23 protein-coding genes, 2 tRNA genes and 4 rRNA genes are annotated in these 26,499 nt (G+C 51.5%); 19 read left to right on the top strand and 10 right to left on the bottom strand.

The features are described from left to right. Positions 1-24 precede the first annotated feature (24 nt). The 6 genes from rpsD (at position 25) to HWQ15_RS05840 (ending at position 3,261) form a co-directional block, all read left to right on the top strand. Entirely contained in the window at positions 25-645 is a 621-nt protein-coding gene (gene rpsD, locus HWQ15_RS05865; RefSeq protein WP_003863314.1) for a 30S ribosomal protein S4, read from the top strand. 25 nt (positions 646-670) lie between these two features. Beyond that, entirely contained in the window at positions 671-1,660 is a 990-nt protein-coding gene (gene rpoA / locus HWQ15_RS05860; protein WP_002919219.1) for a DNA-directed RNA polymerase subunit alpha, read from the top strand. 40 nt (positions 1,661-1,700) lie between these two features. Continuing rightward, on the top strand, positions 1,701-2,084 hold the full coding sequence (gene rplQ, locus HWQ15_RS05855; RefSeq protein ID WP_001216368.1) for a 50S ribosomal protein L17: 384 nt from the start codon (positions 1,701-1,703) through the stop codon (positions 2,082-2,084). Positions 2,085-2,191: 107 nt separating this feature from the next. After that, positions 2,192-2,560, top strand: a complete 369-nt coding sequence (locus HWQ15_RS05850) for a DUF1992 domain-containing protein (RefSeq protein WP_022649586.1) — start codon at positions 2,192-2,194, stop codon at positions 2,558-2,560. Positions 2,561-2,562: 2 nt separating this feature from the next. Next, positions 2,563-2,988: a Zn(2+)-responsive transcriptional regulator gene (gene zntR, locus HWQ15_RS05845; protein ID WP_003863328.1), complete on the top strand. Its 426-nt coding sequence runs from the start codon at positions 2,563-2,565 to the stop codon at positions 2,986-2,988. Between the two features lie 57 nt (positions 2,989-3,045). Next, the gene (locus tag HWQ15_RS05840) at positions 3,046-3,261 is read left to right on the top strand and encodes an alternative ribosome-rescue factor A (RefSeq protein ID WP_022649585.1); all 216 of its coding nucleotides are present in this window, start codon (positions 3,046-3,048) and stop codon (positions 3,259-3,261) included. Here HWQ15_RS05840 and mscL read toward each other — a convergent pair whose 3' ends face one another. The 5 genes from mscL to def form a co-directional block, all read right to left on the bottom strand. Further along, positions 3,262-3,675 carry a large-conductance mechanosensitive channel protein MscL gene (gene mscL / locus HWQ15_RS05835; protein WP_003863335.1) on the bottom strand — a complete coding sequence of 138 codons (414 nt, stop codon included), beginning with the start codon at positions 3,673-3,675 and terminating at the stop codon, positions 3,262-3,264. Between the two features lie 146 nt (positions 3,676-3,821). Continuing rightward, positions 3,822-5,198, bottom strand: coding sequence for a Trk system potassium transporter TrkA (gene trkA / locus HWQ15_RS05830; protein WP_003863337.1), 1,377 nt, complete (start codon positions 5,196-5,198; stop codon positions 3,822-3,824). Between the two features lie 22 nt (positions 5,199-5,220). Then, on the bottom strand, positions 5,221-6,507 hold the full coding sequence (gene rsmB, locus HWQ15_RS05825; protein WP_026080642.1) for a 16S rRNA (cytosine(967)-C(5))-methyltransferase RsmB: 1,287 nt from the start codon (positions 6,505-6,507) through the stop codon (positions 5,221-5,223). 52 nt (positions 6,508-6,559) lie between these two features. Further along, positions 6,560-7,507: a methionyl-tRNA formyltransferase gene (gene fmt / locus HWQ15_RS05820; RefSeq protein WP_063149675.1), complete on the bottom strand. Its 948-nt coding sequence runs from the start codon at positions 7,505-7,507 to the stop codon at positions 6,560-6,562. Positions 7,508-7,530: 23 nt separating this feature from the next. Continuing rightward, positions 7,531-8,040, bottom strand: coding sequence for a peptide deformylase (def, locus tag HWQ15_RS05815; protein ID WP_006812188.1), 510 nt, complete (start codon positions 8,038-8,040; stop codon positions 7,531-7,533). A 127-nt stretch (positions 8,041-8,167) separates the two neighbouring features. Here def and dprA point away from each other — a divergent pair, with 127 nt between their 5' ends. From dprA to HWQ15_RS05785, 6 genes are read left to right on the top strand one after another with little or no spacing between them, the layout of a single operon-like run. Further along, a complete protein-coding gene (gene dprA, locus HWQ15_RS05810; RefSeq protein WP_038416821.1) occupies positions 8,168-9,292 on the top strand; it encodes a DNA-protecting protein DprA in 1,125 nt (374 codons plus the stop codon). Then, entirely contained in the window at positions 9,264-9,737 is a 474-nt protein-coding gene (gene smg / locus HWQ15_RS05805; protein ID WP_000460665.1) for a DUF494 family protein Smg, read from the top strand. The genes dprA and smg overlap by 29 nt, the downstream gene beginning before the upstream one ends. A gap of 26 nt (positions 9,738-9,763) precedes the next feature. After that, positions 9,764-10,318, top strand: coding sequence for a type I DNA topoisomerase (locus HWQ15_RS05800; RefSeq protein ID WP_023298754.1), 555 nt, complete (start codon positions 9,764-9,766; stop codon positions 10,316-10,318). Beyond that, on the top strand, positions 10,311-10,883 hold the full coding sequence (tsaC, locus tag HWQ15_RS05795; protein WP_022649580.1) for an L-threonylcarbamoyladenylate synthase type 1 TsaC: 573 nt from the start codon (positions 10,311-10,313) through the stop codon (positions 10,881-10,883). The genes HWQ15_RS05800 and tsaC overlap by 8 nt, the downstream gene beginning before the upstream one ends. A gap of 4 nt (positions 10,884-10,887) precedes the next feature. Further along, entirely contained in the window at positions 10,888-11,706 is an 819-nt protein-coding gene (gene aroE / locus HWQ15_RS05790; RefSeq protein WP_023307090.1) for a shikimate dehydrogenase, read from the top strand. Then, on the top strand, positions 11,703-11,951 hold the full coding sequence (locus HWQ15_RS05785; protein ID WP_032626752.1) for a DUF1488 domain-containing protein: 249 nt from the start codon (positions 11,703-11,705) through the stop codon (positions 11,949-11,951). Before aroE ends, HWQ15_RS05785 begins: the two co-directional genes overlap by 4 nt. On the opposite strand, the gene HWQ15_RS05780 is transcribed toward HWQ15_RS05785, so the two are convergent. Then, complete coding sequence (locus HWQ15_RS05780) at positions 11,927-12,481, bottom strand: gamma carbonic anhydrase family protein (RefSeq protein ID WP_032626749.1); 555 nt, start codon at positions 12,479-12,481, stop codon at positions 11,927-11,929. The two genes, HWQ15_RS05785 and HWQ15_RS05780, sit on opposite strands and share 25 nt — an antisense overlap. Positions 12,482-12,954: 473 nt before the next feature. On the opposite strand from HWQ15_RS05780, the gene HWQ15_RS05775 reads away from it, so the two are divergent. From HWQ15_RS05775 to rrf (HWQ15_RS05750), 6 genes are all read left to right on the top strand, one after another. After that, a 16S ribosomal RNA gene (locus HWQ15_RS05775) occupies positions 12,955-14,496 on the top strand. An 84-nt stretch (positions 14,497-14,580) separates the two neighbouring features. Next, positions 14,581-14,656: transfer RNA gene (locus tag HWQ15_RS05770), tRNA-Glu, on the top strand. Between the two features lie 183 nt (positions 14,657-14,839). Further along, a 23S ribosomal RNA gene (locus tag HWQ15_RS05765) occupies positions 14,840-17,744 on the top strand. Between the two features lie 69 nt (positions 17,745-17,813). Next, positions 17,814-17,929, top strand: a 5S ribosomal RNA gene (gene rrf, locus HWQ15_RS05760). Between the two features lie 14 nt (positions 17,930-17,943). After that, positions 17,944-18,019, top strand: a tRNA-Thr gene (locus HWQ15_RS05755). Positions 18,020-18,062: 43 nt separating this feature from the next. Next, positions 18,063-18,178, top strand: a 5S ribosomal RNA gene (rrf, locus tag HWQ15_RS05750). Together the 16S, 23S and 5S rRNA genes with 2 tRNA genes alongside form the textbook arrangement of a ribosomal RNA operon. 346 nt (positions 18,179-18,524) lie before the next feature. Here the strand turns inward: rrf (HWQ15_RS05750) and HWQ15_RS05745 are convergent. The 3 genes from HWQ15_RS05745 to HWQ15_RS05735 all read right to left on the bottom strand — a co-directional run bounded on the left by HWQ15_RS05745 (position 18,525) and on the right by HWQ15_RS05735 (position 23,258). Continuing rightward, on the bottom strand, positions 18,525-18,746 hold the full coding sequence (locus HWQ15_RS05745; RefSeq protein WP_003860364.1) for a lipoprotein: 222 nt from the start codon (positions 18,744-18,746) through the stop codon (positions 18,525-18,527). A 247-nt stretch (positions 18,747-18,993) separates the two neighbouring features. Then, complete coding sequence (locus tag HWQ15_RS05740) at positions 18,994-22,107, bottom strand: efflux RND transporter permease subunit (protein ID WP_022649576.1); 3,114 nt, start codon at positions 22,105-22,107, stop codon at positions 18,994-18,996. 11 nt (positions 22,108-22,118) lie between these two features. Continuing rightward, positions 22,119-23,258, bottom strand: a complete 1,140-nt coding sequence (locus HWQ15_RS05735; protein ID WP_022649575.1) for an efflux RND transporter periplasmic adaptor subunit — start codon at positions 23,256-23,258, stop codon at positions 22,119-22,121. Between the two features lie 396 nt (positions 23,259-23,654). On the opposite strand from HWQ15_RS05735, the gene envR reads away from it, so the two are divergent. Then, positions 23,655-24,302 carry an acrEF/envCD operon transcriptional regulator gene (gene envR / locus HWQ15_RS05730; RefSeq protein WP_022649574.1) on the top strand — a complete coding sequence of 216 codons (648 nt, stop codon included), beginning with the start codon at positions 23,655-23,657 and terminating at the stop codon, positions 24,300-24,302. Here the strand turns inward: envR and HWQ15_RS05725 are convergent. Continuing rightward, positions 24,297-26,381, bottom strand: a complete 2,085-nt coding sequence (locus HWQ15_RS05725) for a bifunctional diguanylate cyclase/phosphodiesterase (protein WP_045622129.1) — start codon at positions 26,379-26,381, stop codon at positions 24,297-24,299. The genes envR and HWQ15_RS05725 overlap by 6 nt on opposite strands. Positions 26,382-26,499 lie beyond the last annotated feature (118 nt).

Genomic DNA, 26,499 nt, shown 5'->3' with positions numbered 1-26,499 from the left:
TTTTAGGTTAGTTGGAGATAGAAAATGGCAAGATATTTGGGTCCTAAGCTCAAGCTGAGCCGTCGTGAGGGCACCGACTTATTCCTTAAGTCTGGCGTTCGCGCGATCGATACCAAGTGTAAAATTGAACAAGCTCCTGGCCAGCACGGTGCGCGTAAACCGCGTCTGTCTGACTATGGTGTGCAGTTGCGTGAAAAGCAAAAAGTTCGCCGTATCTACGGTGTGCTGGAGCGTCAGTTCCGTAACTACTATAAAGAAGCAGCACGTCTGAAAGGCAACACAGGTGAAAACCTGCTGGCTCTGCTGGAAGGTCGTCTGGACAACGTTGTATACCGTATGGGCTTCGGCGCGACTCGTGCTGAATCACGCCAGTTGGTTAGCCATAAAGCAATCATGGTAAACGGTCGTGTTGTTAACATCGCTTCTTATCAGGTTAAAGCGAATGACGTTGTTAGCATTCGTGAGAAAGCGAAAAAGCAATCTCGCGTGAAAGCCGCTCTGGAGCTGGCTGAGCAGCGTGAAAAGCCAACCTGGCTGGAAGTTGATGCTGGCAAGATGGAAGGTACGTTCAAGCGTCAGCCTGAGCGTTCTGATCTGTCTGCGGACATTAACGAACACCTGATCGTCGAGCTTTACTCCAAGTAAAGCTTAGTACCAAAGAGAGGACACAATGCAGGGTTCTGTGACAGAGTTTCTAAAACCGCGCCTGGTAGATATCGAGCAAGTGAGTTCGACGCACGCCAAGGTGACCCTTGAGCCTTTAGAGCGTGGCTTTGGCCATACTCTGGGTAACGCACTGCGCCGTATTCTGCTCTCATCGATGCCGGGTTGCGCGGTGACCGAGGTTGAGATTGATGGTGTACTTCATGAGTACAGCACCAAAGAAGGCGTTCAGGAAGATATCCTTGAAATCCTGCTCAACCTGAAAGGGCTGGCGGTGAGAGTTCAGGGTAAAGATGAAGTTATTCTTACTCTGAATAAATCTGGCATTGGCCCTGTGACTGCAGCCGACATCACCCACGACGGTGATGTTGAAATCGTCAAGCCGCAGCACGTGATCTGCCACCTGACCGATGAGAACGCAGCTATTAGCATGCGTATCAAAGTTCAGCGCGGTCGTGGTTATGTGCCGGCTTCTGCCCGAATTCATTCGGAAGAAGATGAGCGCCCAATCGGCCGTCTGCTGGTCGACGCATGCTACAGCCCTGTAGAGCGTATTGCCTACAATGTTGAAGCAGCGCGTGTAGAACAGCGTACCGACCTGGACAAGCTGGTCATCGAAATGGAAACCAATGGCACAATCGATCCTGAAGAGGCGATTCGTCGTGCGGCAACCATCCTGGCAGAACAACTGGAAGCTTTCGTTGACTTACGTGATGTACGTCAGCCGGAAGTGAAAGAAGAGAAACCAGAATTCGATCCGATCCTGCTGCGCCCTGTTGACGATCTGGAATTGACTGTCCGCTCTGCTAACTGCCTCAAGGCAGAAGCTATCCACTATATCGGTGATCTGGTACAGCGTACCGAGGTTGAGTTGCTGAAAACGCCGAACCTGGGTAAAAAATCTCTTACCGAGATTAAAGACGTGCTGGCTTCACGTGGTCTGTCTCTGGGCATGCGCCTGGAAAACTGGCCACCAGCAAGCATTGCTGACGAGTAACCGGATCACAGGTTAAGGTTTTACTGAGAAGGATAAGGTCATGCGCCATCGTAAGAGTGGTCGTCAACTGAACCGCAACAGCAGCCATCGCCAGGCTATGTTCCGCAACATGGCAGGTTCACTGGTTCGTCATGAAATCATCAAGACGACCCTGCCTAAAGCGAAAGAGCTGCGTCGCGTAGTTGAGCCGCTGATTACTCTTGCCAAGACTGACAGCGTTGCTAATCGTCGTCTGGCATTCGCCCGTACTCGTGATAACGAGATCGTGGCAAAACTGTTTAACGAACTGGGCCCGCGTTTCGCGAGCCGTGCCGGTGGTTACACTCGCATTCTGAAGTGTGGCTTCCGTGCAGGCGACAACGCGCCGATGGCATACATCGAGCTGGTTGATCGTTCAGAGAAAGCAGAAGCTGCTGCAGAGTAATCTGTAGTAACGTAAAAAAACCCGCCTCGGCGGGTTTTTTTATATCCGCAGAATCTCCACTTATCTACAATGTCTGTATCTTTTCTGCTCATCCCCTGGAGTTCATTATGTGGTTGCTCGATCAGTGGGCTGAACGCCATATTAGCGATGCCCAAAACAAAGGCGAGTTTGAAAATCTCCCCGGTAGCGGTGAGCCACTGGTGCTGGACGATGATTCACACATTCCCCCTGAATTACGAGCCGGTTATCGCTTACTGAAAAATGCAGGTTGTTTACCCCCTGAACTTCAGCAACGCAATGAAGCCGTCGAGCTTGCCGATCTGCTTAAAGGCATTCATAAGAATGACCCGCGGTACTCCGAAATCAGCCGTCGATTAGCGCTCATCGAAATAAAACTGCGCCAGACGGGAATGAATACTGACTTTTTGCATGGTGAGTACAGTGAAAGGTTAATGCAAAAAATAAACGAGGAGTAGCCATGTACCGCATAGGTGAACTTGCGAAGCTTGCTAACGTAACGCCGGATACTATCCGCTACTACGAAAAGCAGCAGATGATCGATCATGAGGTCAGAACAGAAGGTGGATTTCGCCTTTATACGGATAACGACCTGCAACGCCTTCGTTTTATCCGCTATGCCCGGCAACTCGGCTTCACGCTGGAGTCGATCCGTGAACTGCTGTCGATCCGTATCGATCCTGAACATCATACGTGTCAGGAATCTAAAAGCATCGTTCAGGCCCGGCTGGATGAAGTTGAAGGACGAATTCAGGAGCTGCAGGCCATGCAACGATCTCTACAAAGGCTGAATGACGCGTGCTGCGGTACTGCTCACAGCAGTGTTTATTGCTCAATACTGGAAGCCCTTGAACAGGGCGCCAGTAGTGAAACTCAGGGTTGTTGATTTTTTATCAGCCACGGACTAGACTCCCGCCGATATTAACTATGCTCAGGAGAAATGATGAGCCGCTATCAGCATACTAAGGGACAAATTAAGGATAACGCCATTGAGGCATTGCTTCACGACCCGCTTTTTAGACAGCGTGTTGAGAAGAACAAGAAGGGAAAAGGGAGTTATTTGCGTAAAGGTAAACATGCACAACGTGGTAACTGGGAGGCCAGTGGCAAGCAAGCTAATCGCTTTTTTACCACTGGCCTTTCTGTTTCTCTCGCCTGATTAAACGCGGTTATTCTGCTCTTTTAACAGATCGCGAATTTCAGTCAGTAAGACTTCTTCTTTAGTTGGTGCTGGCGGGGCAGCAGCCGGTTCTTCTTTTTTACGGTTAAGTCTGTTGATAAGTTTGATCGCCATGAAAATGGCAAATGCCACGATCACGAAATCAAATACGTTCTGAATGAATACGCCGTAGTGCATTACAACCGCAGGGATATCGCCCTGAGCTTCCCGAAGGGTGAAGGCGAATTGTTTGAAATCAATGCCTCCAATCAACAGTCCTAACGGCGGCATAATAATGTCGGCGACTAATGATGAAACGATCTTACCGAACGCCGCACCAATAATGACACCCACAGCCAAATCCACCACATTCCCGCGCATCGCAAATTCGCGAAATTCTTTAATAAAACTCATTATGTTCTCCTTGTGCCAGCTGACGCCTATAAGTTTAACAAATGATTAGCTAATTGCCATTGGGGATAAATAATCGTTATGAAAAATAAAAGGCATGAAAATTAGAAGGTTAATATTTGGGTGCCCTCGTCTGAGCACCCAAATCATTACAGGAAGAACGGGCTTGGCTGGAATAAACGCTCGACGTCGGTAATAAATTTTTTATCGGTCAGGAACATAATAACGTGGTCACCCTGCTCAATACGTAAATTATCATTGGCGATCATCACATCATTACCTCGCACTACTGCGCCGATAATGGTGCCTGGTGGAAGTTTAATTTCATCGATTGCGCGACCAACAACGCGTGACGTCGTTTCATCCCCGTGAGCGACGGCTTCAATGGCTTCAGCAACACCACGACGAAGAGATGACACGCCGACAATATCCGCTTTACGCACATGGCTTAGCAGGGCAGAGATGGTGGCTTGCTGGGGTGAAATAGCAATATCAATTACGCTACCCTGTACCAGATCGACATAAGCCTTACGCTGGATAAGCACCATAACTTTTTTCGCCCCCATACGTTTAGCGAGCATGGCGGACATAATATTCGCTTCGTCGTCGTTGGTGACGGCAATAAAAAGATCAACCTGATCGATATGCTCTTCGGCCAGCAATTCCTGATCCGAAGCATCGCCATAAAACACGATGGTATTCTGAAGTTTTTCAGCCAGCTCTGACGCGCGTTGTTGATCCCGTTCGATCAGCTTCACGCTGTAGTCTTTTTCCAGCCGTCTCGCCAGACCTGCGCCAATATTACCGCCGCCAACCAGCATAATACGTTTATACGGTTTTTCGAGACGCTGTAGTTCACTCATCACCGCACGGATATGCTGAGAAGCCGCAATAAAGAAGACTTCATCCCCGGCTTCTACAATGGTGGAACCTTGCGGACGAATAGGTCTGTCGTGACGGAAAATCGCCGCAACACGCGTATCGATATGTGGCATATGCTCGCGCATTGTCGACAGGGCATTACCAATCAGCGGGCCCCCGTAATAAGCCTTCACGACCGCCAGGCTTACTTTCCCTTCAGCAAAGTTCACAACCTGCAACGCGCCCGGGTACTCAATCAGACGATAAATACTGTCGATAACCAGCTGTTCAGGCGCAATAAGATGGTCGATGGGTACCGCTTCGGAATTAAACAGCTTCTCCGCATCCCGGACATAGTCCGGAGAACGAATGCGGGCGATGCGGTTTGGGGTGTTGAAAAGCGAGTAGGCCACCTGACATGCAACCATGTTGGTTTCATCAGAACTGGTTACTGCAACCAGCATGTCGGCATCGTCCGCGCCCGCTTCCCGAAGCACACGTGGATGAGAGCCGTGCCCCTGAACAACGCGGAGGTCGAACTTGTCCTGCAAAACGCGCAGGCGATCGCCATTGGTATCCACAATGGTGATATCGTTGTTTTCACCCACGAGATTTTCCGCCAGCGTTCCGCCAACTTGCCCTGCGCCCAGAATGATAATTTTCATCTTTCGTGACCTGTTCTCAACATCACTCTTTGATTAGCTTAGCGTAAAAGAAGCCATCACCCTCTTCTGCGCCCGGCAGGTTTTGCAGACCCGGGTGCTCAGGCGTTCCCGTATCGTGCAGCGTAGCGTCCGGGGTGCGTTTCAGGAAAGCCGCAATTTGCTGACTGTTCTCTTCCGGGAGAACAGAGCAGGTTGCATACACCAGGGTTCCGCCGGGTTTGAGATGCGGCCAGATGGCATCCAGAATTTCGGATTGCAACTGGGCAAGCTCCTTGATATCACGATCGCGACGCAGCCATTTGATATCGGGATGACGACGAATCACGCCGGTTGCTGAGCAGGGGGCGTCCAGCAAAATGCGATCGAACCGGGTATCACCACACCAGTCAGCGGGTTTGCGTCCATCGCCTTGCTTAACCTGTGCTTTCATACCCAGACGCTTAAGGTTGTCATAGACGCGTGAAAGGCGCTGCTCATCAACATCCACGGCCATCACGCTGGCCTGCGGCGCCACTTCCAGGATGTGCGTTGTTTTCCCCCCTGGCGCCGCACAGAGATCGAGGATCTGCTCCCCGTCTTTCGGCTCAAGCCAGGTCATGCAGCCCTGAGCAGATGCGTCCTGTACCGTTACCCAGCCCTCTTCAAAACCGGGTAATGCATGTACCGGTGCAGGGGAGGCTAAACGAACCGCATCAGGATAAGCAGCGTGTGTGAAGCCGCTCATTCCGGCCTCTTCCAGCAGGGCCAGCCATGCGTCGCGTGTATGATGGTTACGATTGACGCGTAACCACATCGGCGGACGTTGATTATTGGCATCCACAATGTCTTGCCATTGCTGTGGGTAGGCTTTTTTAAGGCGATTCAGCAGCCATTCAGGGTGAAGGAAGCGCGCTTCGCTTTGCGCAAATTCTGCCAGCAGTTCGTCCTGCTGACGCTGGAACTGACGCAGCACGCCGTTGATCAATCCTTTTAGCTGAGGACGTTTAATCGCAACGGCACCCTCCACTGTCTCGGCCAGCGCAGCATGAGGTGGAATGCGGGTATGAAGAAGCTGGTAGAAACCGACCATGATCAAATAATGCACGGTACGCTGCTTGCCGCTCATCGGGCGTGACATCAGCTTGTTAATCAACCACTCAAGCTGAGAGAGGGTGCGCAGCACGCCAAAGCACAGCTCCTGAAGCAGGGCTTTGTCTTTATCGGAAACCTTTTGTTGCAGTGGAGGCAGGACATTACTCAGTGACTGGCCCTGCTCGATAACCTGCTCAACGGCCTGAGCCGCCATAGTGCGTAGATTTTGTCTTTTCATAACCGTAAAAATAAAAATGCCCGGAAACACCGGGCCTTAAGAATAAATTTGTTCAGGCAAGGCGATTGCCAGGGATGAACCATTCACGACGAGAATTTAATAGATCCTGCGCGCTCATTGCCTTTTTACCGGCCGGTTGCAGCGATTCAAGATTCAGTATCCCTTCTCCGGTCGCAACCTGGATACCGTTTTTGCTGGCGTCGCTAATCGTACCGGGCTCTGCCGATGCATTGCCGTTAATAACTGAAGCTTTCCAGACTTTCACTGGCTGCTCATCAATCATCAACCAGCTCATCGGCCATGGATTAAAGGCGCGGATGCAGCGTTCGAGTTGAGCTGCTGACAGGGACCAGTCGATCCGGGCTTCTTCTTTACTCAGTTTCTCAGCATAGGTCACCTGTGCCTCATCCTGCACTTCAGGTGTCGCTGTATTGTCAGCAAGCTGTTGCAGCGTCTCAATCAGCCCCTGCGGGCCGAGATCCGCCAGCTTGTCATACAGCGTGGCGCTGGTATCTTCTGCGGTGATGGGACACGCCAGTTTATACAGCATGTCGCCCGTGTCTAAACCTACGTCCATCTTCATGATTGTCACGCCAGTTTCAGCATCGCCTGCCCACAGAGCGCGCTGAATAGGGGCTGCACCACGCCAGCGTGGGAGCAAAGAACCATGAACGTTCACACAGCCCAGGCGGGGCATATCGAGTACCGCTTTCGGCAGAATGAGGCCGTAAGCCACAACTACCATCACGTCCGCGTTCAGGTCTGCCACTAACTTCTGGTTTTCCTCAGGTCGTAATGACGCAGGCTGGAAAACCGGTAAACCATGTGTTTCTGCCAGTACCTTAACCGGGCCAGGCATCAGTTTTTTACCGCGGCCAGCCGGACGGTCCGGCTGAGTAAATACGCCAACAATCTGATGGCCAGACGTTAACAGCGCGTCGAGATGACGCGCTGCAAAATCAGGGGTACCCGCGAAGATTATACGTAGTGATGTAGACACGTTATTCCTTGTATCCGGGGGCGTTAAGCGCGAGAACGCAAACGATCCAGTTTCTCAACTTTCTGACGAATACGCTGTTGCTTCAGAGGTGAGAGGTAATCGATAAACAGTTTACCGACCAGGTGATCCATCTCATGCTGAATGCAAATCGCCAGCAGATCGTCGGCTTCCAGCTCAAACGGATTGCCGTCACGATCCAGTGCGCGGATTTTAACTTTTTCGGCACGTGGCACCAAAGCGCGCTGTTCAGGGATAGACAGACAGCCTTCCTCAATACCTGTTTCGCCGCTTTTTTCCAGCAGCTCAGGGTTGATCAGCACCAGGCGCTCATCACGATTTTCAGAAACGTCGATCACAATAATACGTTTGTGAATGTCTACCTGGGTCGCGGCAAGGCCAATGCCTTCTTCAGCGTACATGGTATCGAACATATCATCGACGATACGCTGAATTTCTGCATTCACTTCTTTAACCGGTTCCGCGACGATGCGAAGGCGCTCGTCAGGAATATGTAACACTTGCAAAACTGCCATAAATTTCCAGAGTCGTGTTCAGGAGTTGATAAGAATATTACTTCTATTCTAGACAAATCCCCGGTCGATTGACAGCATCAGTGACCAATCGCAAAGATTGCTGAGGCTGCTTATGGCAGGGAAAAGGATGACGTCCACAGAGATATGGTTACGGCTTATAAACATCGGGTCGTTATACGGTGATGCGATGCTGGAGATTGCGCAGAGGCTGCTTCGCCAGGCAACCGTCGATGCTGAAGCTGTCAACGCGTCAGGGCTTTCGCCCAAACATGCCGTAAAGTTTTTTTCGTTCAGTGAGAGTGAGCTTGAACGTAGTCTGGAATGGCTGGAACACGCCGACAACCACCTTCTCACGGCGGATGATCCTCGCTTCCCGCCATTGTTGCGTTCTATCCCTGATTTTCCCGGGGCGCTATTTGTGCGAGGCCGCGTTGACGTGCTTAATAGCATGCAGCTTGCGGTTGTGGGCAGCCGTGCGCCCTCGTGGTATGGCGAGCGTTGGGGGAAAATGCTGAGCGAACAGCTGTCCCAATGTGGCTTTACGATCACCAGTGGTCTGGCTTGCGGCATCGACGGTGTAGCACATCATGCGGCGTTGTCTGCAAAAGGGCGAAGTGTCGCCGTGCTTGGCAATGGTCTTTTTAGTCTCTATCCGCGTCGTCATCACATTCTGGCTGAGCAACTTATCGCTTCAGAGGGGACAATAGTGTCTGAGTTTTCACTCTCAACACCGCCCAGACCGGGTAACTTTCCACGGCGTAACCGGATCATCAGTGGGTTAAGCCAGGGTGTGCTGGTGGTCGAAGCTGCGATTCGGAGTGGATCGCTGGTTACCGCAAGGTGCGCACTGGAGCAGGGGCGTGAAGTTTTTGCGCTGCCCGGCCCGTTGGGGAACCCCGGCTGCGAAGGCCCTCACTGGCTGATAAAACAGGGGGCGACGCTGGTGACCTGCAAAGAAGATATCCTTGAAAATTTGCAGTATGGACTGCATTGGTTGCAGGATGATCTCCAAAAGCGACATATTTCATCGGATCAGGAGGCAGTAGCATTGCCATTTCCCAAGCTCCTGGCTAACGTAGGAGATGAGGTAACACCTGTTGACGTTGTCGCTGAACGTGCCGGCCAACCTGTGCCAGTAACGGTAGCACAGCTACTCGAACTGGAGTTAGCAGGGTGGATCGCAGCTGTACCCGGCGGCTATGTCCGATTAAGGAGGGCATGCCATGTTCGACGTACTGATGTATTTGTTTGAGACTTACATCCACAACGAAGCAGAAATGCAGGTGGATCAGGACAAATTAACACGGGATCTGACCGACGCAGGTTTTGAGCGGGAAGATATATATAATGCGTTGATGTGGCTGGATAAGTTGGCTGATTATCAGGACGGCCTCGCCGAACCGATGCAGCTTGCTTCTGACCCATTGTCTGTGCGCATCTATACAGCTGAAGAGTGTGAAAGGCTGGATGCCAGCTGCCGGGGATTCATTTTATTCCTCGAGCAGATTCAGGTGCTAAACCTCGAAACGAGAGAGATGGTGATAGAGCGCGTCATGGCGCTGGATACTGCTGAGTTTGAACTGGAAGATCTGAAATGGGTGATCCTGATGGTTCTGTTCAACATTCCAGGCTGTGAAAATGCCTATCAGCAAATGGAAGAATTACTCTTTGAAGTGAATGAAGGTATGCTGCATTAATTCTATGTGCAGCAACAAGAGTTGTTATGGCCAAATCAGCACTCTTCACGGTGCATAAAAACGAGCCCTGCCCACAGTGCGGGGCAGAACTTGTTATTCGGTCCGGGAAACACGGTCCGTTTCTCGGTTGTTCACACTATCCGGAATGTGATTATGTCCGTCCCCTGAAAAGCCAGGCGGATGGACATATCGTCAAAATTCTGGAGGGACAGCTTTGTCCTCTCTGTGGCGGTGAACTGGCGCTGCGGCAGGGGCGGTTCGGGATGTTTATCGGATGCAGCCGCTACCCGGAGTGTGAACATACGGAACAAATTGATAAGCCAGATGAAACGGCAATTGCCTGCCCTCAGTGCCAGCGTGGCCAATTGGTGCAGCGGCGCTCTCGTTATGGCAAGACCTTCCATTCGTGCGATCGCTATCCTGAATGCCAGTTCGTCATCAATTTCAAACCAGTAGCGGGCGTCTGCTCTCATTGCGATTATCCGTTACTTATAGAGAAGAAAACCGCGCAAGGCTTGAAACGCTTTTGCGCCAGTAAACAATGTGGAAAGCCGGTTTCGGCGGATCAAATCAGTGAATAATAACCTGCCATCAGGCTCCATCGCGCAGGCGGTGGAAATCCTGAAAAAAGAAGAAGTCATCGCCTATCCAACAGAAGCCGTTTTCGGGGTCGGGTGTGATCCTGACAGCGAAGTCGCCGTTAACCGTCTGCTGGCGCTAAAACAGCGGCCTGTCGAAAAAGGATTGATTTTGATCGCTGCGAACTACGAGCAGCTTAAGCCTTATATTGATGATTCCATGCTGACACCTGCACAGCGGGAAACCATTTTCTCTGCGTGGCCTGGTCCCGTGACGTTTGTTTTTCCTGCACAGCCGACAACGCCGCGCTGGTTAACCGGGCGTTTCGATTCACTCGCGGTACGTGTCACCGACCATCCGCTGGTGGTGGAGTTATGCCAGGCATTTGGTAAACCTCTTGTTTCAACCAGCGCCAACCTGACCGGGCTTCCCCCTTGTCGGACAACCGAAGAAGTTCTGGCGCAGTTCGGGAATGATTTCCCTGTTGCCGTGGGTGAAACCGGTGGTCGTCTTAACCCGTCAGAAATTCGCGATGCCTTGACCGGCGAACGTTTTCGCCAGGGATAATGTGATGGAAACCTATGCTGTTTTTGGTAACCCGATCGCGCACAGCAAGTCGCCTCTGATCCATCGGCTGTTTGCGGAGCAATTGCATATAGATCACCCATATGGTCGGGTTCTTGCGCCTGTTGATGCATTTATACCGACGCTGAATAGCTTTTTTGATGCGGGTGGTAAAGGTGCGAACGTCACGGTGCCTTTTAAAGAAGAGGCTTTCGGGCGCGCGGATGAACTGACCGAACGTGCGTCGCTCGCTGGCGCCGTCAATACTCTTAAGCGGCTTGAAGATGGTCGCCTTCTGGGCGATAACACCGATGGGATTGGTTTACTCAGCGATCTGGAGCGATTGTCGTTTATTAAACCAGGCTTTCGGATCCTGCTGATCGGCGCGGGTGGCGCCTCGCGCGGCGTATTGCTTCCTCTTCTTTCGCTGGATTGTGCGGTGACAATCACCAACCGTACTTTCTCCAGAGCAGAAGAGCTGGCGGCGTTGTTCGCACACACAGGCAGCGTAGCTGCGGTAGCACCTGACGATCTCGCGCGTCACGAATTTGATCTTGTGATTAATGCCACCTCAAGCGGTATTAATGGAGAGATCCCGGCGATTCCTGCATCCCTGATTCATTCCCACATCTACGCCTATGACATGTTTTATCAAAAAGGGAAAACGCCTTTTCTGACCTGGTGCGAACAACAGGGGGCAAAACACGTGGCTGATGGTCTGGGAATGCTGGTGGGGCAGGCGGCTCATGCGGTGCTACTCTGGCATGGCCTGTTACCCGCTGTAGAACCGGTGATTGAAAAGCTGAAACAGGAACTGACGGCGTGAATCAGGCGATTCATTTTCCCGACAGAGAAATCTGGGATGAAAACAAGCAAGCGGTTTGTTTCCCGGTGCTGGTGCATGGAATGCAGCTCACCTGTGCGATTAAAGGGGAAACGTTGCTTCAGCGCTTTGGGGGGGCAGATCCGTTAGCGGTCTTTTGCGAAAATCGCTGGGACCTGGAAGAGGATGCCAGCGATTTGATCCGCGATCAGCAGGAAGACGATCAGGGTTGGGTCTGGTTATCCTGATCCAGATAGTCATTTTTCCATTTAACGTAATTGTTCGCTGAGTATTTCAATCCTTCGATCTCCGTCTCTTTTAGGGGGCGGATCTGTTTAACCGGGCTGCCTAAATAGAGATACCCACTTTCAAGACGCTTGTTTTGCGGAACAAGACTCCCTGCGCCAATCATTACGTCATCTTCTACAATGACGCCATCCAGCAAAATCGATCCCATCCCAACGAGAACCCTGTTACCGATCGTGCAGCCGTGGAGCATCACTTTATGGCCGACGGTAACATCTTCCCCAATAATGAGCGGGTTGCCTTCAGGGTTATAAGATGACTTATGAGTCACATGCAACACGCTGCCGTCCTGAATATTGGTGCGTGCACCGATTGCAACGTAGTTAACATCGCCCCGGATCGCGACAAGTGGCCAGATGCTGACATCATCGGCCATGCGAACATCACCAATGACCACGCTGCTGGCATCGATCATCACGCGATCGCCTTTTTGGGGGAACAGATGTTTATAAGGACGTAATACTGCAAACATATCTACCTCGATACAGATGAGCGTTATTAAAGAAGACTTTGATCGTATTCCTGGAGCGAGGCAAGGCAAAATGCGTCAATTTTTAAGCGGATCGGGTGGGTTTTCAGCGAAAAGCACGGAAAATCATCAGTTGGAAAAAAAGATCTAAAAAATACTTGTGCTAAAAACTGGGATCCCTATAATGCGCCTCCATCGACACGGCAGATGTGAATCACTTCACAGACTACCCGGTCGGTTGAAGAGAAAAATCCTGAAATAACGGGTTGACTCTGAAAGAGGAAAGCGTAATATACGCCACCTCGCGACAGAGCGCTGAAGCGCGTCGCAACTGCTCTTTAACAATTTATCAGACAATCTGTGTGGGCACTCAAAGTGACATGGATTCTTAACGTCCTCGGACGAAAAATGAATACCAAGTCTCTGAGTGAACATACGTAATTCATTACGAAGTTTAATTCACGAGCATCAAACTTAAATTGAAGAGTTTGATCATGGCTCAGATTGAACGCTGGCGGCAGGCCTAACACATGCAAGTCGAACGGTAACAGGAAGCAGCTTGCTGCTTCGCTGACGAGTGGCGGACGGGTGAGTAATGTCTGGGAAACTGCCTGATGGAGGGGGATAACTACTGGAAACGGTAGCTAATACCGCATAACGTCGCAAGACCAAAGAGGGGGACCTTCGGGCCTCTTGCCATCGGATGTGCCCAGATGGGATTAGCTAGTAGGTGGGGTAACGGCTCACCTAGGCGACGATCCCTAGCTGGTCTGAGAGGATGACCAGCCACACTGGAACTGAGACACGGTCCAGACTCCTACGGGAGGCAGCAGTGGGGAATATTGCACAATGGGCGCAAGCCTGATGCAGCCATGCCGCGTGTATGAAGAAGGCCTTCGGGTTGTAAAGTACTTTCAGCGGGGAGGAAGGCGACAGGGTTAATAACCCTGTCGATTGACGTTACCCGCAGAAGAAGCACCGGCTAACTCCGTGCCAGCAGCCGCGGTAATACGGAGGGTGCAAGCGTTAATCGGAATTACTGGGCGTAAAGCGCACGCAGGCGGTCTGTCAAGTCGGATGTGAAATCCCCGGGCTCAACCTGGGAACTGCATTCGAAACTGGCAGGCTAGAGTCTTGTAGAGGGGGGTAGAATTCCAGGTGTAGCGGTGAAATGCGTAGAGATCTGGAGGAATACCGGTGGCGAAGGCGGCCCCCTGGACAAAGACTGACGCTCAGGTGCGAAAGCGTGGGGAGCAAACAGGATTAGATACCCTGGTAGTCCACGCCGTAAACGATGTCGACTTGGAGGTTGTGCCCTTGAGGCGTGGCTTCCGGAGCTAACGCGTTAAGTCGACCGCCTGGGGAGTACGGCCGCAAGGTTAAAACTCAAATGAATTGACGGGGGCCCGCACAAGCGGTGGAGCATGTGGTTTAATTCGATGCAACGCGAAGAACCTTACCTACTCTTGACATCCAGAGAACTTAGCAGAGATGCTTTGGTGCCTTCGGGAACTCTGAGACAGGTGCTGCATGGCTGTCGTCAGCTCGTGTTGTGAAATGTTGGGTTAAGTCCCGCAACGAGCGCAACCCTTATCCTTTGTTGCCAGCGGTTAGGCCGGGAACTCAAAGGAGACTGCCAGTGATAAACTGGAGGAAGGTGGGGATGACGTCAAGTCATCATGGCCCTTACGAGTAGGGCTACACACGTGCTACAATGGCGCATACAAAGAGAAGCGACCTCGCGAGAGCAAGCGGACCTCATAAAGTGCGTCGTAGTCCGGATTGGAGTCTGCAACTCGACTCCATGAAGTCGGAATCGCTAGTAATCGTGGATCAGAATGCCACGGTGAATACGTTCCCGGGCCTTGTACACACCGCCCGTCACACCATGGGAGTGGGTTGCAAAAGAAGTAGGTAGCTTAACCTTCGGGAGGGCGCTTACCACTTTGTGATTCATGACTGGGGTGAAGTCGTAACAAGGTAACCGTAGGGGAACCTGCGGTTGGATCACCTCCTTACCTTAAAGAACCTGCCTTTGTAGTGTCCACACAGATTGTCTGATGAAAAATAAATAGCAAGGCGTCTTGCGATTGAGACTGTACGTCCCCTTCGTCTAGAGGCCCAGGACACCGCCCTTTCACGGCGGTAACAGGGGTTCGAATCCCCTAGGGGACGCCACTTGCTGGTTCGTGAGTGAAAGTCACCTGCCGTCATATCTCAAAACTGACTTGCGAGTCATGTTTGAGATATTTGCTCTTTAAAAATCTGGATCAAGCTGAAAATTGAAACGACACATCTTTAATGGTGTGTTCGAGTCTCTCAAATTTTCGCAATCAGAAGTGAAACATCTTCGGGTTGTGAGGTTAAGCGACTAAGCGTACACGGTGGATGCCCTGGCAGTCAGAGGCGATGAAGGACGTGCTAATCTGCGAAAAGCGCCGGCGAGGTGATATGAACCTTTGACCCGGCGATGTCCGAATGGGGAAACCCAGTGCAATCCGTTGCACTATCGTTAACTGAATACATAGGTTAACGAGGCGAACCGGGGGAACTGAAACATCTAAGTACCCCGAGGAAAAGAAATCAACCGAGATTCCCCCAGTAGCGGCGAGCGAACGGGGAGCAGCCCGGAGTCTGAATCAGCTTGTGTGTTAGTGGAACGGTCTGGAAAGTCCGACGGTACAGGGTGATAGTCCCGTACACGAAAGCACACATGCTGTGAACTCGAAGAGTAGGGCGGGACACGTGGTATCCTGTCTGAATATGGGGGGACCATCCTCCAAGGCTAAATACTCCTGACTGACCGATAGTGAACCAGTACCGTGAGGGAAAGGCGAAAAGAACCCCGGCGAGGGGAGTGAAAAAGAACCTGAAACCGTGTACGTACAAGCAGTGGGAGCCTCTTTATGGGGTGACTGCGTACCTTTTGTATAATGGGTCAGCGACTTATATTCTGTAGCAAGGTTAACCGTATAGGGGAGCCGAAGGGAAACCGAGTCTTAACTGGGCGTTAAGTTGCAGGGTATAGACCCGAAACCCGGTGATCTAGCCATGGGCAGGTTGAAGGTTGGGTAACACTAACTGGAGGACCGAACCGACTAATGTTGAAAAATTAGCGGATGACCTGTGGCTGGGGGTGAAAGGCCAATCAAACCGGGAGATAGCTGGTTCTCCCCGAAAGCTATTTAGGTAGCGCCTCGTGAACTCATCTTCGGGGGTAGAGCACTGTTTCGGCTAGGGGGCCATCCCGGCTTACCAACCCGATGCAAACTACGAATACCGAAGAATGTTATCACGGGAGACACACGGCGGGTGCTAACGTCCGTCGTGAAGAGGGAAACAACCCAGACCGCCAGCTAAGGTCCCAAAGTCATGGTTAAGTGGGAAACGATGTGGGAAGGCACAGACAGCCAGGATGTTGGCTTAGAAGCAGCCATCATTTAAAGAAAGCGTAATAGCTCACTGGTCGAGTCGGCCTGCGCGGAAGATGTAACGGGGCTAAACCATGCACCGAAGCTGCGGCAGCGACACTATGTGTTGTTGGGTAGGGGAGCGTTCTGTAAGCCGTTGAAGGTGTCCTGTGAGGGGTGCTGGAGGTATCAGAAGTGCGAATGCTGACATAAGTAACGATAAAGCGGGTGAAAAGCCCGCTCGCCGGAAGACCAAGGGTTCCTGTCCAACGTTAATCGGGGCAGGGTGAGTCGACCCCTAAGGCGAGGCCGAAAGGCGTAGTCGATGGGAAACAGGTTAATATTCCTGTACTTGGTGTTACTGCGAAGGGGGGACGGAGAAGGCTATGTCAGCCGGGCGACGGTTGTCCCGGTTTAAGCATGTAGGCGGAGGTTCCAGGTAAATCCGGTACCTTATTAACGCTGAGGTGTGATGACGAGGCACTACGGTGCTGAAGTGATAAATGCCCTGCTTCCAGGAAAAGCCTCTAAGCATCAGGTAACACGAAATCGTACCCCAAACCGACACAGGTGGTCAGGTAGAGAATACCAAGGCGCTTGAGAGAACTCGGGTGAAGGAACTAGGCAAAATGGTGCCGTAACTTCGGGAGAAGGCACGCTGATGTGTAGGTGAAGTCCCTGCGGACGGAGCTGAAATCAGTCGAAGATACCAGCTGGCTGCAACTGTTTATTAAAAACACAGCACTGTGCAAACACGAAAGTGGACGTATACGGTGTGACGCCTGCCCGGTGCCGGAAGGTTAATTGATGGGGTTAGCGGCAACGCGAAGCTCTTGATCGAAGCCCCGGTAAACGGCGGCCGTAACTATAACGGTCCTAAGGTAGCGAAATTCCTTGTCGGGTAAGTTCCGACCTGCACGAATGGCGTAATGATGGCCAGGCTGTCTCCACCCGAGACTCAGTGAAATTGAACTCGCTGTGAAGATGCAGTGTACCCGCGGCAAGACGGAAAGACCCCGTGAACCTTTACTATAGCTTGACACTGAACACTGGTCCTTGATGTGTAGGATAGGTGGGAGGCTTTGAAGCGTGGACGCCAGTCTGCGTGGAGCCAACCTTGAAATACCACCCTTTAATGGCTGGTGTTCTAACGTAGACCCGTAATCCGGGTTGCGGACAGTGTCTGGTGGGTAGTTTGACTGGGGCGGTCTCCTCCCAAAGAGTAACGGAGGAGCACGAAGGTTGGCTAATCCTGGTCGGACATCAGGAGGTTAGTGCAATGGCATAAGCCAGCTTGACTGCGAGCGTGACGGCGCGAGCAGGTGCGAAAGCAGGTCATAGTGATCCGGTGGTTCTGAATGGAAGGGCCATCGCTCAACGGATAAAAGGTACTCCGGGGATAACAGGCTGATACCGCCCAAGAGTTCATATCGACGGCGGTGTTTGGCACCTCGATGTCGGCTCATCACATCCTGGGGCTGAAGTAGGTCCCAAGGGTATGGCTGTTCGCCATTTAAAGTGGTACGCGAGCTGGGTTTAGAACGTCGTGAGACAGTTCGGTCCCTATCTGCCGTGGGCGCTGGAGAATTGAGGGGGGCTGCTCCTAGTACGAGAGGACCGGAGTGGACGCATCACTGGTGTTCGGGTTGTCATGCCAATGGCACTGCCCGGTAGCTAAATGCGGAAGAGATAAGTGCTGAAAGCATCTAAGCACGAAACTTGCCCCGAGATGAGTTCTCCCTGAGACTTTAAGTCTCCTGAAGGAACGTTGAAGACGACGACGTTGATAGGTCGGGTGTGTAAGCGCAGCGATGCGTTGAGCTAACCGATACTAATGAACCGTGAGGCTTAACCTTACAACGCCGAAGCTGTTTCGGCGAAGAGACAGACACGATTTTCAGCCTGATACAGATTAACAGAATTTGCCTGGCGGCTTTAGCGCGGTGGTCCCACCTGACCCCATGCCGAACTCAGAAGTGAAACGCCGTAGCGCCGATGGTAGTGTGGGGTCTCCCCATGTGAGAGTAGGGAACTGCCAGGCATCAAATTTAGCGTGCTGATATGGCTCAGTTGGTAGAGCGCACCCTTGGTAAGGGTGAGGTCCCCAGTTCGACTCTGGGTATCAGCACCACTTTATACTTAGGTTAAAGTTCGGCAAGAAGTAAAAGAATTTGTCTGGCGGCTTTAGCGCGGTGGTCCCACCTGACCCCATGCCGAACTCAGAAGTGAAACGCCGTAGCGCCGATGGTAGTGTGGGGTCTCCCCATGTGAGAGTAGGGAACTGCCAGACATCAAACAAGCAAAAAGGCCATCCGAAAGGATGGCCTTTTTGCGTTATGCCCTCAGCTAAACCAATTTCCTTATCAGATATTCCAACGAGTGCCGTTAATACCTTACTGACGTATTAAAGCGTCTTAACCCAGCTATAAATGAATTCACGGAATGCATAATGCTTACTCGCAGCAGCGTTAAATCAATTCAGTGATTCAGACTGAGGTTGTATAGGTAAGGAAATAGGGCTATAAAAAAACAGGATACTGAATCTAAAAATTATCTGATGATATCTGAGAGGGGAAATATACATCCCTTTGATTAGATAAAATAAAAGCGCGGCGATGGCCGCGCTTTTAAAAGTATTATTTAGTCAGGGCGACAATACCGAGAGTCAGGCCAGCTATTGCTGCGGCGCCACCGGCAATCGCACCTGCTGTTTCCCAGTTATCCTGGGTAGTCCCCTTCATACAGGTATTGGTGTGAACCAGTCGCCCCTGATCGTCGTATACCGGTACACAGGGAGAGTCGTGCGCGCAACCAGCAAGCAGCGCAGCGAGAAGTGCAACGGAAAGGAATCTTTTCATGATGTTACCTCAATATGATCGCTTATTCGCTTAAGAGCCGATGCGGCAATTTACGAATTGATGATTATTTTACCACCGCACTAATACCATACAGCACGGGGAATAATCTCAAATTGTGTGGATTGTAAAAATCATGGAGAAAAAAGAGGGGCGTTGATTATTTATGGAGGAAATGTGAAGAGATGTCTTTTTATTAGAATGCTGACAGGAAATTAAAAAGGCACCAGAGGTGCCTTTATGATTTTCATTAATCCTTATGCTTTGTAAACCGTCTCCGGACAACAACGAAGAAAACAGGAACAAAGAAAATGGCCAGCAGAGTGGCTGACAGCATCCCTCCCATCACGCCCGTCCCGACAGCGTTTTGTGCCCCACTACCTGCGCCACTACTGATGACCAGAGGCATAACACCAAGGATAAATGCCAGAGAGGTCATCAGGATAGGGCGCAGACGCATACGTGAGGCTTCCAGCGTGGCTTCAATAATCCCTTTGCCTTCTTTATCCATAAGATCCTTGGCGAACTCAACGATCAGTATGGCGTTTTTGGCTGATAAACCAATTGTCGTAAGCAGACCAACCTGGAAGTAAACGTCATTGTTCAGCCCACGTATTGATGCAGCCAGAAGCGCGCCGATCACCCCCAGGGGCACAACCAGCATGACCGAGAATGGAATTGACCAGCTTTCATAGAGAGCCGCCAGACACAGGAACACCACAATCAGTGAAATGGCATACAGTGCTGGAGCCTGATTTCCGGAAAGACGTTCCTGATAAGACATCCCCGTCCAGTCGTAGCCAATTCCGGAAGGCAGTTTCGACGCAAGGCTTTCCATCATCTCCATTGCCTCACCGGTACTTTTGCCTGGCGCAGACTCACCGAGGATCTCCATTGATGGCATCCCATTGTAACGTTCCAGACGAGGTGAGCCGTACACCCAGTGAGAGCTGCTAAAGGCAGAGAAAGGCACCATTTCGCCGTTAGCACTACGCACATACAGGTCGTTAATATCTCCTGGTAACATACGGAAGCGAGCATCAGCCTGGACATAAACTTTTTTCACGCGTCCATGATCGATAAAGTCGTTCACATAAGTGCCACCCAATGCTGTTGAGATGGTCTGATTGACATCAGATATGCTCACACCCAGCGCCTGGGCCTTCTCCTGGTCGACATCCAGTTTGTACTGTGGCGTATCTTCCAGTCCGTTAGGACGCACGCGGACCAGTAAGTCAGGATGTTCCCTTACCATGCCAAGCAGTTGGTTACGTGCCTGCGTGAGCTGCGTATGTCCCAGGTTTGCCTGGTCAATCAGTTCAAAGTCAAAGCCTGTTGCGGTACCCAGTTCAATAATGGCAGGGAGGTTAAACGGAAATACAAGACCATCTTTGATCTGGCTAAACGCTTTCGTTGCGCGGCTGACAATCGCCTCAACGCCGTTTTCCTTGCCCGGGCGTTCTTCCCATGGCTTCAGGCTGACGAAAGCGATACCGGAGTTCTGCCCCTGCCCGCTAAAGCTAAATCCGTTTACGGTAAAGACCGATTCAACGTTCGCTTTCTCTTTCGTCAGATAATAGTCCTGAACCTGATCGAGTACCTGCTGGGTACGCATCTGCGTCGCCCCTGCTGGCAGCTGAACCATCGTCATAAACACCCCCTGATCCTCTTCCGGCAGGAAGGAGGAAGGCAGGCGCAGGAACAGTACTGCCATGCCGCCGACGATGATGACGTAAACCAGCAGATAGCGTCCGGTCTTACGTAAAATGCCGCTCACGCTGTTGCTGTAGTGCTCCACGCTCTTATCAAAAAGCGCGTTAAACCAGCCGAAGAATCCACCTTTCTTTTCATGATGGTCGCTGGAAACCGGTTTGAGCAGCGTTGCACATAAAGCAGGCGTTAATATCAACGCCACCAGCACCGATAAGGCCATCGCGGAGACAATGGTCAGCGAGAACTGACGATAGATAGCCCCGGTTGAACCTCCAAAAAATGCCATCGGAATAAACACCGCTGAAAGCACCATGGCAATGCCCACCAGAGCGCCCTGGATTTGCTCCATCGACTTCTGGGTCGCCTCTTTTGGCGGCAGCTTGTCCTCAACCATGACGCGTTCTACGTTCTCAACCACCACGATGGCATCATCGACGAGCAAACCTATCGCCAATACCATCCCGAACATCGTCAGGGTGTTAATGGAGAAACCAAACGCAGCCAGTACCGCAAAGGTACCCAGTAGCACCACGGGCACGGCAATAGTCGGAATAAGGGTTGCCCGCAGGTTTTGCAGGAACAAGTACATCACCAGGAACACGAGAACGATCGCTTCAAACAGCGTCTTCACCACTTCATGGATTGAGATCTTCACGAAAGGTGTGGTGTCGTACGGATAAACGACTTTCAGGCCCTGAGGAAAGAAGGGCTGCAACTGCGCCAGTTTACTCTTAATGGCGGCAGCGGTATCCAGCGCGTTTGCGCCAGTCGCCAGCTTGATCCCGAGCCCCGTTGCTGCCTGGCCATTGATTTTGGTGACCATGTTGTAGTTTTCGCCACCCAGCTCAATGCGGGCCACATCTTTCAGGTGGACCATTGAACCGTCCTGGTTCACCTTCAGCGTCACACGGCCAAACTCCTCCGGCGATTTGAGGCGCGTTTGAGCAATAATTGAGGCGTTCAGTTGCTGCCCTGGTACGGACGGCGTACCTCCCAACTGGCCCGCAGCAATCTGGTCGTTCTGCGTTTTCAGTTGGTTAATGACATCCAACGGCGTGAGCTGATATTTATTCATCGCGTTGCTGTCCAGCCAGATGCGCATTGCATACTGCGCACCGAACAGCTGCACATCACCGACGCCGGAAGTACGGCTGATCGCATCTTTTACGTTAGAAGCGACATAGTCGGAGATATCATCCTGAGTGAGGTTTTTATTATCCGACACAAATCCCGCGACCAGCAGGAAGCTGCTGCTGGATTTTTCCACGCCGATCCCCTGTTGCTGTACTTCTTGCGGTAGCAGCGGCATAGCGAGCTGGAGTTTGTTCTGAACCTGCACCTGCGCGATATCAGGATCCGTACCCGACTCGAACGTCAGGGTGATGGTGACGTTACCGGCAGAATCACTGGTGGACGACATGTACATCAGATTGTCGATTCCGTTCATGTTCTGTTCGATAACCTGCGTCACGGTATCCTGGACCGTCTGGGCATCAGCGCCAGGGTAGGTCGCTGTCACCGCAACTGCTGGCGGCGCAATGGTTGGATATTGCGCCACCGGCAGTTTTAAAATGGCCAGCCCGCCCGCAATCATCAGAATGATGGAGAGCACCCAGGCGAAAACAGGCCGTTGAATAAAGAAATTAGCCATCTCGTTATCCCTTAACTGGCTGGAGTCGCGGCGGTATCAGGAATAGCCACGGCGGTGACGCCAGGGCGAACTTTTTGCAGGCCGCTGATAATGACGCGGTCGCCATTTTTCAGACCTTCCGTGATCAACCACCGATCGCCAATCGCCTGCGGTGCAACGACAGTGCGAGATTCCACCTGGTTTTTATCGTTTACCACAAGCACGGTTGCATCACCGCGAGGTGTACGGGTTACCCCCTGCTGGGGAACAAGGATGGCATCAGGCTGTGTGCCTTCGTCAATGCGTGCACGGACAAACATACCCGGTAACAGCATATGCTGAGGGTTAGGGAAGAGAGCGCGAAGGGTGATTGAGCCGGTACTTTCATCTACCGTGACATCAGAGAACTGGAGCGTTCCTTTCAGCGGATAAGGCTGGCCATTTTCCATCAGCAACTCAACGCTGCTGGTGTCTCCCTTTTGCAGGCTCGTCTGCTGCTTCAGACGCATAAAATCGCTGCTGGATTGCGTTACATCGACATAAATGGGATCGAGCTGCTGAACTGTCGCCAGTGCGGTTGACTGACCATTAGTGACTAACGCCCCTTCAGTGACGCTGGATTTGCCAATGCGCCCGTTGATTGGCGATGTGACTTTCGTATAAGCAAGATTGATCCGCGCGCTCTCAACGCCAGCTTTCGCGGCAACGACGCTTGCATCCGCCTGCTGGGCGGTTGCCACCGCCTGATCATACTCCTGCTTGCTCACATATTGCGTACCGACCAGCGGAAGGTAACGTTTTACCGTCAGATGGGCTATGTTTGCCGCCGCCTGCGCTTTTACCAGTTCACCTTTCGCATTGTCGTAGGCTGCCTGATAGGTGGCCGGATCGATCTGATAAAGTGATTCACCCGCTTTGACGTCGCTGCCTTCGGTAAAATTACGGTGCAGAATGATACCACTTACCTGGGGACGAACCTCCGCTACACGATAAGCGTCAGTTCTGCCTGGCAATTCCGTCGTTACGGCCAGTGGCGCGCTTTTGACAATATGAACACTGACCTGAGGAGCTTGCCCATGCTGCTGTGGGTTTTCTTGCCCATCGCACCCGGCGAGCAGTGCAGCACAGACAATGAAACCGGATAAGGGTAAGCGTCTGAAGTGATTCGTCATTACTGTTCCTTAAACTACCCTTGAACCGATATATGCCATAAGTCGGTGAAAGGGTGTGAGGCAAAAAAAGAAATGTAGCTGCGTATAATAATGAGGGTATTCAAGGTTTTTTAATTTATAAGTGCTGATGGAGGCAATAAAAAGCAAAATCAGATTCTGAACCAGTGTATTCGAAATCCGGCTTCTGTCAGGATAATCAACGGAATACTTATGAGTAAATACAAACTATTTATTTAATGAATTTGATTCGCTCAATTTATTCGTATGAATTATAAATTAAATGAATTGACTTTTTTTGTGCAAAACTAAAACGGGTTATGGTGAATACTTTGACTTACACGACCCTTTAATAACGTTTGATGTCGTATCAACCGTATAAGTAATGAGTAGCAGGCTATGGCGCGTAAAAAGAAAGAAGAGGCTCAAAAGACCCGGCAGCAGCTGATTGAAGCCGCTATCGGGCTATTCGCGACACGTGGCGTGGCTAATACCACGCTTACCGACATCGCCGATGCTGCTCAACTTACTCGCGGGGCGGTTTACTGGCATTTTTCGAGTAAAGCGGAAATATTTAACGCCATCTGGGAACAGCAATTGCCGCTGCGTGAAATGATTCGTGACAGGTTAATACTTTCTGAAAAAGATGACCCTTTGTTAATGCTTCGTGAACAGTTTATTGTCGCGCTGCAATATATTGCGAGCGAGCCACGTCAGTATGCTCTTTTACAAATTCTGTATCATAAGTGTGAATTTCATGACGATGTGATTTCAGAATGTGAAATACGCAAGCGGATCGGTTTAAACGATACTTATCTTCGCAGGACGTTGAGACAATGCGTTGCGCGTAGCATTATTTCTTCCCAAACTAATATTGAACTGGCGCTGATTGTTTTCCACGCATTTTTTAGCGGAGTCATTAAAAACTGGTTAATGGATAGCAACAGTTTTAATCTGTACAAACAGGCGCCGGCGCTGGTGGATAATATTCTTGCGACACTAAATATCACTCGAGTGGCGCCAGTGTTCTACGATACAGCCTCATGATTGCATACGGGATGGTGACATCTCCCCGTGCTGGCACTGTTCCATAATAGCCTGCGCGGTAATCGGTTTGCCCAGCAGATAACCCTGTAGCGTATTGCATCCCAGTTCTGTCAGAAAGGTCTGCTGCGCTGCGGTTTCGACCCCTTCTGCCACGACCTTCAGATTCAGCGTTTTTGCCAGGGCAATAATCGCCGAGACGATCGTCGCATCTTCACTCTCTCCACTTAACTCTTTTACAAAAGCACGATCGATTTTCAACTCGCAGGCAGGGAGTCGCTTAAGATAAAGAAGGCTTGAATAACCTGTACCAAAATCGTCTATCGAGGCTTTTACGCCCGCATCCGTCAGCGCTGTCAGGACACGAACGCTTTCGTCCGGATTGCTCATCGCCGTGGTTTCGGTCACCTCCAGGATCAACATGCCGGGCGGTACGCTATGGCGCGTCAGACAATCGAGAACCGTTTTAACCAGCGACGGCTGTTCGAACTGCAACGTAGAAAGATTCACCGCCATTGACCAGTCCGTGTGGCCCTGAAGGTGCCATTCTCGAAGCTGGCGGCAGGCCTCGTCGATTACCCAGTTTCCAATTGGAATAATCAGCCCGGTTTTCTCTGCAAGCGGTAGAAACAGGTCGGGGGGCAGTAATCCCTGTTTGGGATGCTGCCAGCGTAACAGCGCTTCGAATCCGATGACCGGCCCGGCAGGGGCGTGGAATTTAGGTTGATAAAGCAGACGTAACTCATTACGGTCGATGGCCTGCCACAGATCATTCATCAGCTGAAGATGCGTCTGCGCCAGCGTATTCATTGACGGCTGAAAGAAGTGATAACCGTTACGACCCATATGTTTCGTATGGTACATCGCAGCATCAGCGTTAAACATCAGTTCACGATCGGTTTTGCCATCGTGTGGATAGAGCGCAATGCCAATGCTCAGGGTGACCATCAGTTCGTAAGGATCGAGATGGAACGGGCTATCAATGACGCGTACCAGTGAATTTGCCAGTGAGGCAGCATCATCCGGGGTAGTGGTTTCGGCCAGCAGGACGAATTCATCCCCACCGATACGCGCCAGCGTGTACTGACCTTTCAACTGCAACAGCAAACGCTGAGTCACCGCAACCAGAAGCTTGTCACCGACATCATGACCATAGGCATCGTTGACGGTTTTAAAGCCATCAAGATCCATAAACATCAGCGCGAAAGGGCTTCCTTCGCGATCGGCCTTGCTGATGGCCTGATCGAGGCGATCCTCAAGCAGAATACGATTGGGTAAGCGCGTCAGCGTATCATGCAACGCCAGCTGTGCGAGTTCACGGTTAGCTTCTGCCAGGGATGAGGCCAGCAGCGAGGTACGAGCCTGAAGGCGGGCATCGAACATCGATACCAGCAGCGTAATCCCCAGAATAGCGAGCGCGACCACGCTAACCAGTATCGCCAGCCAGCTCCCGTTAATACCATGATGGTGGACCATCGTCGACATTGGAAATTGTGCTGCTTCCATGCCGGCGTAATGCATGCCAGCGATAGCGATGCCCATGGTGATCGCCGCCCCCAGACGCATCAACGCCATTCGTGCAGCTTCCTGACGTAAACGGAACGTCAGCCAAAGAGCGGCCAGTGAAGCGGCAAGGGCTATGCCCACAGAGATAGCCATCCACGTTTTATCCCAGACAATACCCGGAGTAACCTCCAGGGCAGCCATACCGGTGTAGTGCATGGTAACTATGCCTGCACCCATCACGACGGCGCCAGGCAGCAGTCGGCGCAAATGTAGCTGCTCGCCGCTAACGAGCCACAGGGCGAACATTGACGAGCTGATGGCGATAATCATCGAAAGCACGGTCAGGGTCGCGTTGTAACTCATGCTCATGGAAAGATCCATCGCCAGCATACCGATGAAATGCATCGCCCACACGCCAATCCCCATCGAAACTCCGCCACCTGCCAGCCAGACGCGTGCAGCGACGCCCTGGCTTCCGGCAACGCGCGCAGCCATATTCAGCGCGGTATAGGCGGCAAGAATGGCGACAATAAAGGAGATGACGACGAGGATTTGGTTGTATTGGCTAACCAGCATGGTCTGTTCACTCGTTGTGAGACGTTAAGCAAGAGCGGTTGGAAAGGGCACAGACATTATCATCGTCAGGAAATGACGAAAAGTGATTTAAGCCCCTGTTTTTATTGGGTGATAACAG

The sequence above is a fragment of the Enterobacter sp. DSM 30060 genome (assembly GCF_013375955.1).
Taxonomy (GTDB): Bacteria; Pseudomonadota; Gammaproteobacteria; order Enterobacterales; family Enterobacteriaceae; genus Enterobacter; species Enterobacter intestinihominis.
Note: the sequence above shows the minus strand (reverse complement) of the source record. Positions and strands in the feature narration are given on the sequence as shown.

Bases quoted from the DNA above. Each gene is read 5' to 3' on its own strand.
- envR (WP_022649574.1), top strand. From the start codon at position 23,655: ATGGCGCGTAAAAAGAAAGAAGAGGCTCAAAAGACCCGGCAGCAGCTG.
- HWQ15_RS05745 (WP_003860364.1), bottom strand. From the start codon at position 18,746: ATGAAAAGATTCCTTTCCGTTGCACTTCTCGCTGCGCTGCTTGCTGGT.
- rsmB (WP_026080642.1), bottom strand. From the start codon at position 6,507: ATGAAAAGACAAAATCTACGCACTATGGCGGCTCAGGCCGTTGAGCAG.
- smg (WP_000460665.1), top strand. From the start codon at position 9,264: ATGTTCGACGTACTGATGTATTTGTTTGAGACTTACATCCACAACGAA.
- HWQ15_RS05740 (WP_022649576.1), bottom strand. From the start codon at position 22,107: ATGGCTAATTTCTTTATTCAACGGCCTGTTTTCGCCTGGGTGCTCTCC.
- HWQ15_RS05850 (WP_022649586.1), top strand. From the start codon at position 2,192: ATGTGGTTGCTCGATCAGTGGGCTGAACGCCATATTAGCGATGCCCAA.
- HWQ15_RS05840 (WP_022649585.1), top strand. From the start codon at position 3,046: ATGAGCCGCTATCAGCATACTAAGGGACAAATTAAGGATAACGCCATT.
- def (WP_006812188.1), bottom strand. From the start codon at position 8,040: ATGGCAGTTTTGCAAGTGTTACATATTCCTGACGAGCGCCTTCGCATC.
- HWQ15_RS05735 (WP_022649575.1), bottom strand. From the start codon at position 23,258: ATGACGAATCACTTCAGACGCTTACCCTTATCCGGTTTCATTGTCTGT.
- dprA (WP_038416821.1), top strand. From the start codon at position 8,168: ATGACGTCCACAGAGATATGGTTACGGCTTATAAACATCGGGTCGTTA.
- rpsD (WP_003863314.1), top strand. From the start codon at position 25: ATGGCAAGATATTTGGGTCCTAAGCTCAAGCTGAGCCGTCGTGAGGGC.
- rpoA (WP_002919219.1), top strand. From the start codon at position 671: ATGCAGGGTTCTGTGACAGAGTTTCTAAAACCGCGCCTGGTAGATATC.
- mscL (WP_003863335.1), bottom strand. From the start codon at position 3,675: ATGAGTTTTATTAAAGAATTTCGCGAATTTGCGATGCGCGGGAATGTG.
- rplQ (WP_001216368.1), top strand. From the start codon at position 1,701: ATGCGCCATCGTAAGAGTGGTCGTCAACTGAACCGCAACAGCAGCCAT.
- HWQ15_RS05800 (WP_023298754.1), top strand. From the start codon at position 9,764: ATGGCCAAATCAGCACTCTTCACGGTGCATAAAAACGAGCCCTGCCCA.
- HWQ15_RS05725 (WP_045622129.1), bottom strand. From the start codon at position 26,381: ATGCTGGTTAGCCAATACAACCAAATCCTCGTCGTCATCTCCTTTATT.
- HWQ15_RS05780 (WP_032626749.1), bottom strand. From the start codon at position 12,481: ATGTTTGCAGTATTACGTCCTTATAAACATCTGTTCCCCCAAAAAGGC.
- trkA (WP_003863337.1), bottom strand. From the start codon at position 5,198: ATGAAAATTATCATTCTGGGCGCAGGGCAAGTTGGCGGAACGCTGGCG.
- aroE (WP_023307090.1), top strand. From the start codon at position 10,888: ATGGAAACCTATGCTGTTTTTGGTAACCCGATCGCGCACAGCAAGTCG.
- zntR (WP_003863328.1), top strand. From the start codon at position 2,563: ATGTACCGCATAGGTGAACTTGCGAAGCTTGCTAACGTAACGCCGGAT.